The organism is Terrabacter sp. NPDC000476 (assembly GCF_040300125.1).
Taxonomy (GTDB): domain Bacteria; phylum Actinomycetota; class Actinomycetes; order Actinomycetales; family Dermatophilaceae; genus Terrabacter.
The window spans coordinates 950,395-964,087 of sequence record NZ_JBEPDF010000001.1; the positions used below are offsets into that span (position 1 = coordinate 950,395).

The 13,693-nt window shown below is 69.0% G+C and carries 19 protein-coding genes; 14 read left to right on the forward strand and 5 right to left on the reverse strand.

The features are described 5' to 3' along the window. Nucleotides 1-474: 474 nt before the first annotated feature. Entirely contained in the window at nucleotides 475-1,176 is a 702-nt protein-coding gene (locus tag ABT295_RS04395; protein WP_352393191.1) for an ANTAR domain-containing protein, read from the reverse strand. A 258-nt stretch (nucleotides 1,177-1,434) separates the two neighbouring features. Here ABT295_RS04395 and ABT295_RS04400 point away from each other — a divergent pair, with 258 nt between their 5' ends. After that, nucleotides 1,435-2,685, forward strand: coding sequence for an IS30 family transposase (locus tag ABT295_RS04400; protein ID WP_352393192.1), 1,251 nt, complete (start codon nucleotides 1,435-1,437; stop codon nucleotides 2,683-2,685). A 347-nt stretch (nucleotides 2,686-3,032) separates the two neighbouring features. Beyond that, the gene (locus ABT295_RS04405) at nucleotides 3,033-4,151 is read left to right on the forward strand and encodes a tyrosine-type recombinase/integrase (RefSeq protein WP_352393193.1); all 1,119 of its coding nucleotides are present in this window, start codon (nucleotides 3,033-3,035) and stop codon (nucleotides 4,149-4,151) included. A 94-nt stretch (nucleotides 4,152-4,245) separates the two neighbouring features. Here the strand turns inward: ABT295_RS04405 and ABT295_RS04410 are convergent, their stop codons facing one another. Genes ABT295_RS04410 through ABT295_RS04425 form a run of 4 tightly spaced genes read right to left on the reverse strand, consistent with a single transcriptional unit; the run spans nucleotide 4,246 to nucleotide 6,630 of the window. Next, nucleotides 4,246-5,388 carry a tyrosine-type recombinase/integrase gene (locus ABT295_RS04410; RefSeq protein ID WP_352393194.1) on the reverse strand — a complete coding sequence of 381 codons (1,143 nt, stop codon included), beginning with the start codon at nucleotides 5,386-5,388 and terminating at the stop codon, nucleotides 4,246-4,248. 10 nt (nucleotides 5,389-5,398) lie between these two features. Then, nucleotides 5,399-5,716: a hypothetical protein gene (locus ABT295_RS04415; protein ID WP_352393195.1), complete on the reverse strand. Its 318-nt coding sequence runs from the start codon at nucleotides 5,714-5,716 to the stop codon at nucleotides 5,399-5,401. A 27-nt stretch (nucleotides 5,717-5,743) separates the two neighbouring features. After that, a complete protein-coding gene (locus tag ABT295_RS04420; protein WP_352393196.1) occupies nucleotides 5,744-6,163 on the reverse strand; it encodes a hypothetical protein in 420 nt (139 codons plus the stop codon). Nucleotides 6,164-6,222: 59 nt separating this feature from the next. Further along, nucleotides 6,223-6,630: a helix-turn-helix domain-containing protein gene (locus tag ABT295_RS04425; RefSeq protein ID WP_352393197.1), complete on the reverse strand. Its 408-nt coding sequence runs from the start codon at nucleotides 6,628-6,630 to the stop codon at nucleotides 6,223-6,225. 180 nt (nucleotides 6,631-6,810) lie between these two features. On the opposite strand from ABT295_RS04425, the gene ABT295_RS04430 reads away from it, so the two are divergent. From ABT295_RS04430 to ABT295_RS04485, 12 genes are all read left to right on the forward strand, one after another. Then, complete coding sequence (locus tag ABT295_RS04430) at nucleotides 6,811-7,038, forward strand: helix-turn-helix domain-containing protein (protein WP_352393198.1); 228 nt, start codon at nucleotides 6,811-6,813, stop codon at nucleotides 7,036-7,038. After that, nucleotides 7,035-7,235, forward strand: a complete 201-nt coding sequence (locus tag ABT295_RS04435) for a helix-turn-helix domain-containing protein (protein ID WP_352393199.1) — start codon at nucleotides 7,035-7,037, stop codon at nucleotides 7,233-7,235. The genes ABT295_RS04430 and ABT295_RS04435 overlap by 4 nt, the downstream gene beginning before the upstream one ends. A gap of 130 nt (nucleotides 7,236-7,365) precedes the next feature. Further along, complete coding sequence (locus ABT295_RS04440; protein ID WP_352393200.1) at nucleotides 7,366-7,743, forward strand: hypothetical protein; 378 nt, start codon at nucleotides 7,366-7,368, stop codon at nucleotides 7,741-7,743. A gap of 20 nt (nucleotides 7,744-7,763) precedes the next feature. Continuing rightward, nucleotides 7,764-8,078 carry a hypothetical protein gene (locus ABT295_RS04445; RefSeq protein WP_352393201.1) on the forward strand — a complete coding sequence of 105 codons (315 nt, stop codon included), beginning with the start codon at nucleotides 7,764-7,766 and terminating at the stop codon, nucleotides 8,076-8,078. After that, on the forward strand, nucleotides 8,075-8,413 hold the full coding sequence (locus tag ABT295_RS04450) for a hypothetical protein (RefSeq protein WP_352393202.1): 339 nt from the start codon (nucleotides 8,075-8,077) through the stop codon (nucleotides 8,411-8,413). The genes ABT295_RS04445 and ABT295_RS04450 overlap by 4 nt, the downstream gene beginning before the upstream one ends. Beyond that, nucleotides 8,410-9,243: a PD-(D/E)XK nuclease-like domain-containing protein gene (locus ABT295_RS04455; protein ID WP_352393203.1), complete on the forward strand. Its 834-nt coding sequence runs from the start codon at nucleotides 8,410-8,412 to the stop codon at nucleotides 9,241-9,243. Before ABT295_RS04450 ends, ABT295_RS04455 begins: the two co-directional genes overlap by 4 nt. Nucleotides 9,244-9,261: 18 nt before the next feature. Further along, nucleotides 9,262-10,230 (forward strand): hypothetical protein, encoded by a 969-nt coding sequence (locus ABT295_RS04460; RefSeq protein WP_352393204.1) that lies wholly within the window; start codon nucleotides 9,262-9,264, stop codon nucleotides 10,228-10,230. Beyond that, on the forward strand, nucleotides 10,227-10,442 hold the full coding sequence (locus ABT295_RS04465) for a hypothetical protein (protein WP_352393205.1): 216 nt from the start codon (nucleotides 10,227-10,229) through the stop codon (nucleotides 10,440-10,442). Before ABT295_RS04460 ends, ABT295_RS04465 begins: the two co-directional genes overlap by 4 nt. Further along, nucleotides 10,439-11,260 (forward strand): RusA family crossover junction endodeoxyribonuclease, encoded by an 822-nt coding sequence (locus tag ABT295_RS04470; protein ID WP_352393206.1) that lies wholly within the window; start codon nucleotides 10,439-10,441, stop codon nucleotides 11,258-11,260. The genes ABT295_RS04465 and ABT295_RS04470 overlap by 4 nt, the downstream gene beginning before the upstream one ends. Then, nucleotides 11,260-12,354 carry a hypothetical protein gene (locus ABT295_RS04475; protein WP_352393207.1) on the forward strand — a complete coding sequence of 365 codons (1,095 nt, stop codon included), beginning with the start codon at nucleotides 11,260-11,262 and terminating at the stop codon, nucleotides 12,352-12,354. Before ABT295_RS04470 ends, ABT295_RS04475 begins: the two co-directional genes overlap by 1 nt. After that, complete coding sequence (locus ABT295_RS04480; protein WP_352393208.1) at nucleotides 12,351-12,752, forward strand: YfdP family phage-associated protein; 402 nt, start codon at nucleotides 12,351-12,353, stop codon at nucleotides 12,750-12,752. Before ABT295_RS04475 ends, ABT295_RS04480 begins: the two co-directional genes overlap by 4 nt. Before the next feature lie 3 nt (nucleotides 12,753-12,755). Then, nucleotides 12,756-13,577: a DUF2303 family protein gene (locus ABT295_RS04485; RefSeq protein ID WP_352393209.1), complete on the forward strand. Its 822-nt coding sequence runs from the start codon at nucleotides 12,756-12,758 to the stop codon at nucleotides 13,575-13,577. Nucleotides 13,578-13,693: the final 116 nt, after the last annotated feature.

The following is a 13,693-nucleotide window of genomic DNA, read 5'->3' on the forward strand; positions in this document are numbered from 1 at the left end:
GGCTCAGGCAGCGACCCGACGGACTCACCCCCGCTCGCGTGCCGCCTCAGACACATCTACACATCGGACCTCGGAGGCGAAGCCGCCTGACGATCCGCTCGACAGTCAACGAGGTAAAATCGGACCAAGGAAGGCAGGGCTTGAACTCTGACCGCCTGCCTTGTTCAGTTCTCGCCTCCGCTCACTACGGGGACGCGGCCGACGCGGTTCTTGAGCCAACAGGGGTCGCCTTCGAGGGTGATGACTGGGCCTGGCGCCTGAACCGGTCGATCGCAGAGGGCACGACGTCATCGCCCCACAACTCACCCACTACCCGAGAGGGTTGCTGCCGGTGACGATCGGCGCGGCCCGTTCATAGCCGAAGACCCCAGCGGGAAGAACATGTTCGCCGCGTCGGGCCCCAACGTGATGTCGGGGACCTCGTCGATGACCAGCAGCGGTTATCTCCGAGTGTGAGCAAGGGGCTCCCTCGGGTCACGGTTCCCAACTCAACGCCTCGACGAGCGCTTGCGCCAGGGCGACGACGCTCGTCCCGGCTTGGGCGGCGGCGCGCTTGAGCCTTTCTTCGGCAGCATCGGGGTCGAGATCGCGCGCGCTGATGAGCAGCCCGATGGCTTGGTCGACAAACGTTTGATCCCTCAATCGCCCGGGCGCTTGTACGGCCTCCAACCGTGTAGAGAACGACAGATCGGCATTGGAGACAGCGCCTGGCGCCCACCCTCCGAAGAGCATCGCAAGCTCACTCTGCATCCCTCTGAAAGAGCTGGACAGGCCACCGTAGAGATTTACTCCACCGGTGACTCGGCTCTCGGTCCCGAAGGGGATCGAGAGCGTGCTGCGAACCCCCGCAGCCGCCGTTGCCTGCGCGAAGAGCTGCCATCGCCCCTCGTCGAGGAGCGTCGCGGCGTCCGTGCTGATGGTTTCGTCCGCCGCTACGGCCTCAATGCAGGGGCCGCCGTCGACATACTGGACTGCGTCCATGACCGCGACCTCGCGGGCGGTGGCCACATACGTCAGGACGATGTTCTCGGCCACGAGCGTAACGCTCACCCCAACCAGAGTGGGAACCCTGCGCTTGGCCGCCGACGTGAGGTCTGTGAGCTCGTCACGCAGCTCGCTGTCGCCGAATCTCTCGAGCTCAGAGAGCGCTTCGTTCGTTTCTGGCGTCGGCTCCAAGGTGTTTCACCTCTCCTTTTCACGAACGGGACCGCAAGGTTGACACGCCGACCCGCCAGTGTTCTCCTGACCGTCACCTGCCCACCGCACCTGCGGCTCAAACGTCCGCCGTTGGCATCCAGGGTTGGAGCGCATCGGGATCGATGAGCATCTGCCAAGTCAGCGCACGGCCGACTGTCAACGGCGGCTGAAAATGGACCCCGTCGCGACGGGGTGGTTTCCACCGATTGATGCAACACCTGCCTGATTCTGGGAGTCGTGTTGTCTACTCGTCGTGTCGCCAAGGGGCCCGGCCGCAGGCCGCAGTCGGGAAAGCGTGAACAGTTCATGCGGCTGCTTTCCAAGGGGTGGAGCGTCGCCAGCGCCCGTCGTGAGGTCGGGGTAAGTCGAACCACCGGAAACCGGTGGAAGAACGGCTACAACCTGTTCCACCAGGGTGAGTTGGTCGGCTTCGTGCCGGCGCTCGACCCGGTGGTCGAACGCCGGATCTCGGCGCGATTCCTCTCCGCCGACGAGCGCGTGGACATAGGCGACCGGCTACGGGCCGGGGAATCGATCCGAGCGATCGCGGCGGCGTTGGGCCGCTCACCGTCCACGATCAGCCGTGAGCTGAGACGCCATGACCGGGGCGACGGCATCTACCGCCCGTTCGAGGCCCAACGTGCCGCCGCGCGCAAGCGAGCCCGGCCTCGACCGGCCCGCATCAGCTCCAACCCCGAGCTGTACGAGGTGGTGGCCTCGCTGCTCGCTCAGCGGTGGAGCCCGCAACAGATCTGCCGTGATCTGCGAGCAAGGTTCCCGGACCAGCGAGGCATGTGGCTGAGCCCGGAAACCATCTATCGCGCCATCTACCAACCGAACTCGACGCTGCGACGCCCTTCGCCGGGCCGCCCGGCAGCGCGCTCACCCTTGCGAACCGGACGGGACCACCGACGAGCGCAGGTGCGCGCCGGTCACCGCCGACGCCGCTTCGCCGCCACCATGACCTCCATCCATGACCGCCCCTTCCCGCCCGAGGACCGCAGCGAGCCCGGGCACTGGGAGGGCGATCTGATCGTGGGGCCAGCCCACCGTTCGGCGATCGGAACACTGGTCGAACGCCAGTCCCGCCTCGTCAAGCTCATCCACCTCGAGCGCGCCGACTCACGCACCCTTCACCAGGCGCTCGTGCGCGAGCTGTCCAGCCTGCCCAGACACGTGCTGCGCACGATCACCTGGGACCAGGGAACCGAGATGGCCGCCCACGAGAAGATCGCGACGGACCTCGGGGTCGATATCTACTTCTGCGACCCGTGTTCGCCATGGCAGCGTCCCAGCAACGAGAACACCAACGGCCTGCTGCGTGACTACTTCCCCAAGGGCGCCGACTTGTCCACCCACACGCGCGCTGACCTGCTCCGCGTCGAGCAGGAATTCAACCAGCGTCCCCGAGCAGTCCTCGGACACCGCACTCCGGCCGCGCTCTTCGCCGCCCTGCTAGCCTCCCCAAACCAACCACCGTTGCAATGACCAGTGGAAACCACCCCGTCGATCAGGGGTCAGTTTTCACCCGACGTCGACAGCTTCGTCGTCGAAAGTGCCCCCATGCGGGTGTAAGCCCGGGCAAGGAGGTTGCGATGACCACGTTGGACAACCCGGGCACCGGACTTGACTCGGCCACTGGCGCCCGAAGGACTCATGACTTCAGGCGAGGTTGCCACGCTCATACGCGTCCCCGAGGCCACAATTCGTTACTGGCGGCACATCGGTATCGGACCCCGAAGTTTTCAAGATGGGCCCGAAACGGGTGCTCTACCGGACCACAGACGTAGCTGCTTGGGTCGCCGAGCAGTACGACAACCACCCCTAGAGCCCCCGTGGGCAACATCGCCCGGCGACCGGACGGCAAGTGGCGTGCTCGCTACCGCGACGCCTCCGGTCGCGAACGCACGAGGCAGTTCGTACGGAAGGTCGACGCTCAACGCTGGCTCAGCGAAACCACTCAGGCCTTGGCTGACGGTCGCTACGTCGACCCGCGCGCCGGGCGCATCACGCTCCATGAGTACGACCACGACTGGCTCGCACGTCAGGTGCACCGCGAGACGACGGCCGAGCAGATGAGCGGCGTCGTGCGCCGCTACATCGATCCCGTCCTGGGCGACCTGCGGTTGGCGGCTATCCAGCCAGCGGACGTCCAACGCTGGGTCAAGACGCTGAGCCGCACCTTGGCACCTTCCACGGTCGAAGTGGCCCACCGCATCCTCTACGGCATCCTCAAATCCCCCGTGAGCGACCGTCGAATCGTCTCCAACCCCTGCGTCGGCACGAAACTGCCGAAGGTCACCAAGCCTCGTGTCCACCCCATCTCCGAGGATCAGCTCGCCGCCATCGTCCAGCACATGCCGCGCCGTCACCAGGCCCTGGTCATCCTCGCGGCCGGTACCGGGCTGCGCCAAGGAGAGATCTTCGGGCTCACCATCGACCGCCTCGACCTCGAGCGCCTAACGATCCTGGTCAACCCACAGCTGGTCAACGTCAGCGGACGCGAGCCCTTCTTCGGACCCCCGAAGTCCCAGGCCAGCGTCCGCGTCGTACCTCTGCCCGGCGTCGTCGCGCACGCACTGGAAGTGCACTTGCGCCTCTTCCCCACGAGCTCGCTCGTCTTCGCCAACAGCGTCGGAGCTCCCCTACGCCGCTCCGCCTTCTGGACTGAGTGGAACCGCGCCCTCAGCCAGGCCGGCGTACCGGCGATCCGCTTCCACGAGCTGAGGCACTACTACGCCTCGCTGCTCATCCGCCACGGCGAGTCTGTCAAGACCGTCCAGGCTCGCCTGGGGCATGCCAGCGCCAGCGAAACCCTTGACACCTACAGCCACCTCTGGCCGGACAACGACGAGCGCACCCGGGCTGCCGTCGACGGAGTCCTCCGAAATTTTGCGGACTTATTGCGGACTACCGGGGGTGACCAAACGCATCACCGCAGGTCAGAGACCTAAAAGTGGATGAGTCGGCCGATACGCCGGGTAACCCGGTGACCCGGTCCTGACCTGCACCGATGCCGCACTGGGTGCGCGACAGGTGCGTGCAGCATCAGACCGTTGGCCGGCCCAGGTCGCCATACGCGGCCTCCACCGCCGCTGCGATCCGCGCCTCGTCGGAGGGCCACAGGTGCGCGTAGGTCCGCATCGTCTCCGACGGATCTGCGTGCCCGAGCCGGTCCGCGACCGCACGCGGCGAGGCGCCCTCGCCGATGAGCAGCGACGCATGGTGGTGGCGCAGGTCGTGCCACCCCGACCGCTCCCCCGCGCCCTCGCCCAGGCCCATGCCGGCCGATGCGACGTCCCAGGCGTAGGACAGCTGCGACCGCCGCAGCGGCCCGCCCCGGTAGGAGGTGAAGACCAGGCCGTCCGGGCCGCGGTGTCCCTGCTCCAGCTGCTCGAGCAGCACCTTCTCGACGGTCGGCGACAGGCGCACCGTCCGGTACGACGCCTTCGTCTTCAGCGGACCCCACACCACGCGCGACGAGCTCGTGGCCGCGGCCAGCTGCCGGTCGAGCCTGACCATTCCAGGTGAGTAGCGGTCCTCGGTCACCGAGCGCCACTCCCCCGGCCGCATGCCCGTGCCGGCTGCGAACAGCACCGCTCGGCGGAGATGCTCGGGCGCCTGAGCGTGCAGCTGCAGCACCTGCGCCACGCTGAGCGGCACGACCAGGCGGTGCTCGACGCTCGGCAAGTTGATCGACCGGCACGGCGTCGCGGCGAGCAGCCGGTCCTCGACGGCCGAGTCGAAGACGGCCTGCACGTAGACCATCGTCAGGCGCACCGTGTCGGGTGCGAGCCGCTCAGCGGCCGCCGACACCATCTCCTGCACATCGAGGCGCGTGATCTTCGGCAGCGGCGTCGCTCCGAACGCCGGGAAGGCGTCGAGGCGCAGCCGGCGCTCGGCCGTCTCGGCCGTGCCCGGCTGGTGGTGGACTTGGTGGCGCAGCCACTGCCGAGCGTGCTCCTCGAAGGTGGTGCGCGTGTCTGCGACGTAGGTGCCGGAACGCTTCGACACGTCGACGAGCGCCAGATGCCCCTCGGCGGCATCGCGGCTGGGGAAGGCCTTGGACTGTGACGCCCCGCTGGGCTCCGTCCACCGCGCGAGCCAGCGCTTCCCGCGGCCGTAGCGCGGGCCCTTGACCTTGCGGCCGCTCGGGCCCCTCACCATCCAGCGGTCGACGACGTAGCCCATCAGGACACCGTCACGGCCAGTCCGGCGTGGCCGGCCCTGCGCCCTCGGCCGGCGCCGGCTTCTTCGGGCCCTGGTTGTTCACCATGCCCTCGAACGCAGCAGCGACGAGGACGAGCAGGCCGCCGCCGACGATGAGCTGCCACGTCGAGCGCGACGCCTCCGAGCGCAGCACGCCGCAGGCCTGACCCGTGAGCAGCGTGTTGCCGCCGGAGAACGCCGAGCCGCAGCTGCCGCCGACGGACATGAAGCCGGTGACGACACCGACGAGAAGCATGACGATGCCGACGGCGATGAGCGCCTGTCCCCTGGTGATGCTCGTGGTCTTCATCCCTGTTCCCTTCCTCGAGGCGCGGGGCTATCCCGTCGCCTGTTCTTCCTCGGCTGCCCGTCGGAGCACGGCGCGCTCCGACGGGTGCAGATGTCTCAGCCGGACGTGCACCACGTCCTGAGTCACGTTGAGCTCGTCGGCCAGCTCGGGCATCGAGCGTGCCCAGCGGGTCGCGTCGACCAGCTCGTCGAGCGGGATGAGCGCGTGCGCCGTCGCGACGTCGACGTACCGCTCCTCGCGGTCGCCATGCCCGCCCGGGCCGCGGAGCACGTGCTGGCGCTCGTGCTCGATGATGCAGCGGCGCTGCACCTGGGTCAGGCCGAACCGCAGCCAGATGGTGCGGTCCGACCACCTCGTGGCCGCGTCGACGCCCTCGGGCAGGTCGGCCGTCCAGTGCACGGTCCAGTCCGCCAAGGCGCGGATCTCCCGCCACGGATGGTGTTGCACGCAGTCCCCTGTCGATCCCCTGTGACCCGCTGCTTGGGTCGTGCCCGAGAACCTAGTGGTCAGCTCTGACGCTCGGGCCGGTCGACGCGCCGGGACTTGTGCGCGGCCGCGCGGCCGTCCTCGAGCTCTTCCCTCGTCGGAGCCTTCAGCTCCGTCACGCTTGCGCCGGCTTGCCCGGCCTCCTTGGTGGGGGCGGTGTCTCCACGGCCGTCCTCCTTCACGCGAGCGAATCGCTTCGCGATCTCGCCCAGTAGTTCCGCGTCCGTCGCCGTCGCCAGCGAGGGGCCATGCCCGCCCAGGTATGGGCCGAGGACCTCCTGCAGCTTCGGCAGCGCTGCGCGCGGCACAGTCTCGCCGCGCTCGTAGTTGCCGATGCTGCGCATGGAGACACCGACCAAGTTGGCCAGCTCGCCTTGGCTGAGCCCGGCCATCTGCCGAGCTCGCTTGATGTCGTCTCCAGTGAGCACGAGGGGAACACTCCCGAGGAAAGTTGAGGAAAGCAAACAGCACGTATCGCCCATGGTAGGGGCGAGAAGAGGAAAACCACCGGTGTAACTCACCTGCGTTTCCGCAGGTCAGACGCCTTTTGCCTATCCTTTCCCTTGCCTGCTTGACTGTCTTTCCTGTTGTTGCCTACGATAGGCAACATGAACTCCAAGCGCATGATCCACGGACCCGCGGTCCGGGCCATCCGTGAGGCGCTCGGCATCAAGCACGGAGAGTTCGCCATCCGTTGCAACATCAGCCCGGGTTACCTCACGAACATCGAGGCCGGCCGCAAGCAGCCGGCCCCCGACGTCGCCAGCGAGATCGCCAAGGCCCTCGGCGTCCCGCTCGACGCCATCGCCTACTCGATCCAGGTCGCGGCGGCATGAAGAAGTCGCCGACCGTCCTGCTCACCGCGCAGCAGCTGGCCGACCGACTGGGCGAGCACGTCCAGACGATCCGCACCCGCACCCGCCGCGGCGACTACAAGACCTTCGCCCTGAACCTCGGCACCGAGCAGCGCCCCACGTGGCGCTACGACGAGGCGCTCCTCGAGCGCTGGCTCGACACCCGCCGAGCCGCCTAGAACGCCAGGCCGGCGACGGAGGGTCCACCGCTCGCCGGTCTGAGCAAGACCAGCACCACCACCCGCACATGACGGAGCGCCCGCTCCTGGCAAGGAATCAACGGGCGCCCACGACGGAAGGAATCGTCTCATGACGAACCAGCAGCACACCAGCACCGAGCCGGTCGCGGTCATCAGCCCGACGCTCGACGACGCGACCATCGAGGCGACGCTCTGGCTCATCGACGAGCTGCGCTCCGACGGGTTCTCCGTGGAGCAGGTCGCGCAGACCGCGGCGGAGCACCTCGCCGACGCCGTCGCCCGCTACGGCACGGAGCGCAACCGCAACCTGCAGCTCGTCGAGTCCCACGCGATGGAGACCCTCGCCGCTGCGAGCAGCGCCGTGGACGTCGACTACGACCCGACCGACGCCGAGCTCGAGCAGTCGTTGCGCGCGGAGGGCTGGTCCGAGCGCAACGCCGCCGTCCTGCGCCTCGTCGCCGACATCGAGTCCGGGGCGGTGGCGTGATGCGCACCCTCGCGCAGTGCATGACCGAGCGCCCCGCAGGCCAGCCCGGCGAGGTCAGCCAAGGCAAGCTCCGTGTCCGCCAGAGCGGCGAGCGCTTCGGCCTCAGCTACCCGGCCGTGCGCGACGACGCCGGTGTCGTCTTCTACTGGCGCGACACCGAGTCCGCCACCGCGCACTGGATGGTCGCGCCGGCGAGGCTCGCCGAGTCGTTCATCCCTGGCGAGGAGTGGCAGGCCGACTGCGACCACGCCCACTCCGTCCCGTGGCGCACCTGCGACACCGAGGTCGACTGCCTGAGCCTCCGCCGCGAGGAAGAGTGGACGTGGGGCCGATGAGCGCCACCCAGCCCATCAACGGCGCCGTCCTGCTCCTGCTCGCGGGCATCATGCTCGTCGGCGTCTGGGCCTTCCTGAGCCACACGCCTCGGGCCCGCAACGCCGAGAAGGTAGTCCAGCGTGGCGACCGCCGCAGCGCCCAGCAGATCGCCTGGGCCGCGGCATCCGGCATCCCGCTCCACATCGTGTTCCCGTGCGCCCGCTGCGGCCTGCGCCGCCTCCGCAAGGACGTCGACCCCGCCGAGGCGACACGACTCATGAACGACCCCGACGGCCTCATCTGCGACCAGTGCGTCGCTGCCGAGATCGCCCGACTCGAGGAGGAGCTCGCGTGATCACTGCACCTGGCCTCTACTTCGACGTCGAGGAGAGCACGTATCACGGAGACAGCGACCTGGCTCCGCAGCTCGGACCGTCGCTGAGCCAGTCCGGCGCGAAGACACTGCTCACCAATCCGGCGCGGTTCGCGTGGGAACGAGAGCACGGACGGCCCGCCAAGGACGCCTTCGACATCGGCTCGCTCATCCACGCCTTGGCTCTCCGAGGAGGAGACAACCGGCTCCGCGTCGTCGACGCCTACGACTGGCGCGCCAAGGTCACTCAGCAAGCCAAGGCCGACGCCTACAGCGCTGGGCTCATCCCCGTGCACCGCGGAGACCTCCGGGAGGCATCGAAGGTCGCTCAGGCGGTCCGGCGCGACGAGATGGCAGGCGCGATCCTCTCCGCCGGCCGACCCGAGGTGAGCGCCTACGCCGTCGACCCCGAGACTGGAGTCACCCTCCGAGCGCGCTTCGACTGGCTCCGCGACGGCACCGGTGTGGACTGCATCTGCGACCTTAAGACCGCCGCCTACGGGCGGGGCACGCCCGACGCCTTCGGGAAGTCAGCCGCCGCCTACGACTACCCGGTCCAGGCCTGGTGGTACCGCTACGTCTTCTTCCTCATCACCGGGCGCTGGGTGCCGTTCTACACGATCACCGTCGAGACGCAGGCGCCCTACTTCGTGACCGTCGGCCAGTACAGCGACTTCGACCTCGCCACCGGTGAGGAGCGTGGCCGCACCGCCATCCGCGAGTACGCCGAGCGCAGGTCCACCGGCCTCTGGACCCTCAACCCCGTCATCCACACCTTCGACCTGCCCGGCTGGTACGGCCGGACCGCCTGACCTACAAGGAGACTCGCCATGACCGACCTCGTCCAGCACACGCCTCAGCCCACGCAGGCTGTCGACTTCCACCGCCCCGACCTGCACGAGTGGGCCAGCAACCTCGCCGCCGCCCACCAGATCGGCACCGCCCTCTGCGGCACCTCGTTCGCCCCGGTTCACTTCCGCGGCAAGCCGGACGAGGCGGCCGCCGCCATCCTCTACGGCTCCGAGGTCGGCTTCACGCCCACCCAGGCGCTTCAGAACCTCTACGTCATCGGAGGCAAGCCCGCGCTCTACGCGCGACCCATGGTCGCCATCGTGCAGGCCGCCGGCCACGAGGTCTGGACGGAGCAGAAGACCGACGACTCGGTCACCGTCTGCGGCCGGCGACGCGGCACCGAGCACGTCATCACCGAGACCTGGACCATCGACCGCGCCCGCAAGGCCGGCTACACGAACAACAAGAAGTACCAGACCGACCCGCAGGCCATGCTCTACGCCCGCGCCGCCTCCGACGTGTGCCGTCAGATCGCCGCCGACGCCCTCGCGGGCATGGCCTACAGCGTCGAGGAGCTCGAACTCGCGGGCGAGGTCCGCGACACCGGCCGACCCGTGGTGGCAGCCCCGCCCATGCAACAGCCCGGCCAGGTCACCGCAGCTGCGTTCCGCCAGCCCGCGCCGGCATCGGCTCCCGCCACCCACGGGGAGCGGCCGAGCGACACAGTCGCCGACGAGATCACGGGCGAGGTCCTCGAGGACGAAGCCGCCGGCGACGAGCCGGAGCAGCCGCGCATCACACCGAAGCAGCAGCGGCACCTCTTCCAGCTTTTCAAGTCCAAGGGCGTGCCCGAGGCTGAGCAGCTCGCCGGCATCGCTCACATCATCGGCCGGCCCATCGAGTCCCGAACCGCCATGACCGAGGACGAGTGGCACCGGGTCATCGACCGCCTCGAGCAGCTCCCCGACGGCGGAGCGGCCGCTGAGCCGGACGGAGACGCAGCATGAGCGACACGACCCCACAGCAGCACTACGCCGAGGCCGAGCGCCTCATGGACGAGTCCGACACGGCATACGAGGAGGGCAAGTACTCCGAGTCGGAGGTCCTCGTCGCGGCCGCTACCGCCAGGGCCACGCTCGCCCTCGCGGCCGCCGTCTCCGAGATCGCGAAGCACCTCGCGCCGCGCGACATCAAGGCCCGACCAGGGACCCCGCGATGAGCCGCGCCACCGAGTCGCTCGACGACATCGAGCGCGGGTTCGGAGTCCTGCTCTCCATTGCCGGAGACGCCACCGACCTGCACTATGCGCTCATCCCCGGAGCCCCGGCCTCGAAGTCGCGGCCCCGCTTCGGCAAGGGCGGGCGCGTCTACACCACGACCGAGCAGCGAGCTGCCGAGGACCGCACCGCCAACATCCTGCGCGAGAGCTTCCCCGAGCCGTTCTCCGGCAACGTCGCCTTGGCGTGCGTGTTCTACCGCCCCGACCGTCAGCGCATCGATGCCGACAACATGCTCAAGCACGTCTGCGACGCCGCGAACGGCGTGCTGTGGCACGACGACTCGCAGGTCACGGCCATCGTCGGCATCGTCGAGCTCGACGCTGACCGACCACGCACTCTCATCACCGTCGCACCCCACCTCACGAGCATGACCCGCGGCACCGACGCCCACTACCCCTGCGCGGTCTGCGAGAAGCCGATCACCATGGCCGGCCAGGGCAAGCTCCGCAAGACCTGCTCCCGCGACTGCGCGGCCGCCGCTCGCGGCTTCTCACTCCTCACGGAGCCAGTGCCGTGCGCCCAGTGTGGCCAGCCCTTCAAGCGCTCGACGACCGCTCAAACGATGTGCTCGCCCGAGTGCCGTATCGAGTCGTTCCGGAAGAAGCGCAAGGCCGCGGCCAAGCCGTTCTCGCGCTGCTCTGACTGCGGACTGCCGCTCACGCACTACCGCGGTGGGCGCTGTCGGTCATGCTGGCGCGAGCACATCAGATCGGGCTCGACGATCACCCCCGTCCTTGGCGGACAGGCGGTGTCGTGATGACCACGCTCCACACCGCGACCTGCGAGACCTGCGCCCGCCCCTTCTCCAACCGCAGTGAGGCACAGGTGCGCCGCGCGCTCACCATCCACTCCTGCGAGAAGTGGCTCGCCAAGCAGGCCTCCGAGAAGCGACGACTCGCGCGCGAGGCCGGCGTCGACAAGACGCCGAAGCCCTGCCAGCACAAGCACGCCCATCACGAGCACGGCACCCACGCGTGTTACGTCCTCGACCGGTGCCGCTGCGCCGACTGCACGAGCGCGAACACCGCCTACGAGCGCAAGCGCGGACGCCTGCACGCCTACGGCCGCTTCGGCCAGAAGTGGGTCGACGCCGGCCCCGCCCGCGAGCACGTCCTCGAGCTCGGACGTCAGGGTCTCGGCCTCAAGAAGATCGTCGCGCTGTCCGGCTACTCCCAAGGCGCCATGACCAAGCTCGTCTACGGCAACGGTTCGCGGCCGCCGACCAGGCGCATCCTGCGCGTGCACGCCGAGGCGATCCTCGCCGTCCGTGCCGACATCACCACGCTCGCCGGCGGCGCAGTCCTCGACGGCACCGGCACCCGTCGCCGCCTCCGGGCACTCATGGCGCTCGGCTGGTCCCAGTCGAAGCTCGCTCGGCGCATGGGCTACGAGGTCCGGAACTTCTGCGTCCTCATCAACGGCGACCGCGACGTCACCGCCAAGACCGCGCGCTCCGTGCGCGCCATCTACGACGAGCTCTGGAACACCCAGCCACCGCAAGCCACCCGCGGGGACAAGGGCGCCTACACCAGGTCCCTGCGCTACGCCGCCGAGCGCTCGTGGGCTCCGCCGCTCGCATGGGACGACGACTCGATCGACGACCCGGCGGCCGTGCCCGACCTCGGCGAGCAGAGCGCCACGAACCGCGGCCGGCCGATCGAGGACCTCGTCGAGGACGTCACCGACCTGCTGACCTTCGAGCCCTTCATGACCGCGCAGCAGCTCGCGGACCGGCTCGGCTACCGGGACCGCACCGCGGTCCAGAACGCCCTGCGCCGCGCCGAACGCCAGGACCTGCTCGACCAGCTCGCACGCAACGCACGACTCAACCAGGAAGGAACGGCAGCATGACCGCACAGCACCAGCACGACGGAGAGCCACGCATCAGGCCCTTCGCCGACTTCCTCCGAGAGCACGGACGTGGGCGCACCCACGACGAGCTCGGCGAGGCACTCCACACCCTCATCGCCCGCGTCAAAGACACCGGCAAGAAGGGCTCCCTGTCGCTGACCATCAGCGTCGAGCCGATGAAGAAGGCCGACGAGCGCATGGTCGTCGTCGGCGACAAGATCGCGATCAAGCTCCCGGAGCACGACCGCCCCTCTGCCGTCTGGTTCGTCGGCAAGGACGGCAACCTGCAGCGCGACGACCCGGACCAGCTGTCCTTCGACAGCCTCCGCGAGGTCCCACCACCGCCCGGCGTCAACCCGACGACCGGTGAGATCACCGACACCCGAGAGGCCAACTGACCCATGCCCGAGACCACCGAGAACCACGACCTCATCGAGACCGCTAAGCTCTCCGTCGGCGCCCAGCACCTCGAGCCCGGCATCTACTACGACGGCTTCACGCACCAGGTCATCGACATCCGCGCGGAGCTGCACGAGGAGCTCGAGCGCCGCCCCGACCGCAAGCGCGGCGGCTACACCGTCACCGACGTCCCCTCGTTCGTCGACTACCTCGGCAAGCACGCCCTCCCCGAGACCGAGCTGTGGGCCAACGTCACCACCGGCACCGTCCGCGCCGTCATCAACGCCCACCAGGGCGCCCACCTCGGCGACGAGGTCAGCGCAGGCCACGAGGACCACACCGCCACGCTCCACCTCGCCACCACCGACGACTGGAAGGACTGGACCGCCCGAGACGGCAAGCTCGCCACCCAGCTCGACTTCGCCGAGTTCATCGAGGACCACCTCCCGAACTTCGTGAGCCCCTCCGCCGCCGACATGCTCGAGCTCGCTCAGACCTTCCAGGCCACCACCAAGGTCGACTTCGAGTCCAGTCAGCGCGTCAAGTCCGGCGAGACCCAGCTGCGCTACGTCGAGCAGCAGTCGGCCAGCGCCGGCAAGAAGGGTGGGCTCGCGATCCCCGACACCTTCGACATCGCCCTGCAGCCGTTCGAGGGCAGCCCGCTCTACAAGGTCCAGGCCCGGTTCCGCTACCGCATCAGCGACGGCCACCTCGCCCTCGGCTACCGCCTCACCCGTCCGAAGGACGTCCGCAAGACCGCCTTCGACGACGTCGTGGCCCAGGTGTCCAAGGACGCCGACCGCGCCATCTGGGCTACCAGCTGACCGGTACCCCGCCGGGCGCTCCGCACACTCCTGACGGCGCAGCCCGCCGCGCGCACCCCATGGCGCGCGGCGGGCACCCCCAGACATCCAGCCCGATCCGAGAGACCACCGTGCAG

What these genes read in the sequence shown, in the direction of transcription:
- ABT295_RS04465 (WP_352393205.1), top strand. Translation starts at nt 10,227, where the DNA reads ATGAGCGACACGACCCCACAGCAGCACTACGCCGAGGCCGAGCGCCTC.
- ABT295_RS04480 (WP_352393208.1), top strand. Translation starts at nt 12,351, where the DNA reads ATGACCGCACAGCACCAGCACGACGGAGAGCCACGCATCAGGCCCTTC.
- ABT295_RS04440 (WP_352393200.1), top strand. Translation starts at nt 7,366, where the DNA reads ATGACGAACCAGCAGCACACCAGCACCGAGCCGGTCGCGGTCATCAGC.
- ABT295_RS04475 (WP_352393207.1), top strand. Translation starts at nt 11,260, where the DNA reads ATGACCACGCTCCACACCGCGACCTGCGAGACCTGCGCCCGCCCCTTC.
- ABT295_RS04450 (WP_352393202.1), top strand. Translation starts at nt 8,075, where the DNA reads ATGAGCGCCACCCAGCCCATCAACGGCGCCGTCCTGCTCCTGCTCGCG.
- ABT295_RS04470 (WP_352393206.1), top strand. Translation starts at nt 10,439, where the DNA reads ATGAGCCGCGCCACCGAGTCGCTCGACGACATCGAGCGCGGGTTCGGA.
- ABT295_RS04435 (WP_352393199.1), top strand. Translation starts at nt 7,035, where the DNA reads ATGAAGAAGTCGCCGACCGTCCTGCTCACCGCGCAGCAGCTGGCCGAC.
- ABT295_RS04415 (WP_352393195.1), bottom strand. Translation starts at nt 5,716, where the DNA reads ATGAAGACCACGAGCATCACCAGGGGACAGGCGCTCATCGCCGTCGGC.
- ABT295_RS04445 (WP_352393201.1), top strand. Translation starts at nt 7,764, where the DNA reads ATGACCGAGCGCCCCGCAGGCCAGCCCGGCGAGGTCAGCCAAGGCAAG.
- ABT295_RS04485 (WP_352393209.1), top strand. Translation starts at nt 12,756, where the DNA reads ATGCCCGAGACCACCGAGAACCACGACCTCATCGAGACCGCTAAGCTC.
- ABT295_RS04410 (WP_352393194.1), bottom strand. Translation starts at nt 5,388, where the DNA reads ATGGGCTACGTCGTCGACCGCTGGATGGTGAGGGGCCCGAGCGGCCGC.
- ABT295_RS04460 (WP_352393204.1), top strand. Translation starts at nt 9,262, where the DNA reads ATGACCGACCTCGTCCAGCACACGCCTCAGCCCACGCAGGCTGTCGAC.
- ABT295_RS04430 (WP_352393198.1), top strand. Translation starts at nt 6,811, where the DNA reads ATGAACTCCAAGCGCATGATCCACGGACCCGCGGTCCGGGCCATCCGT.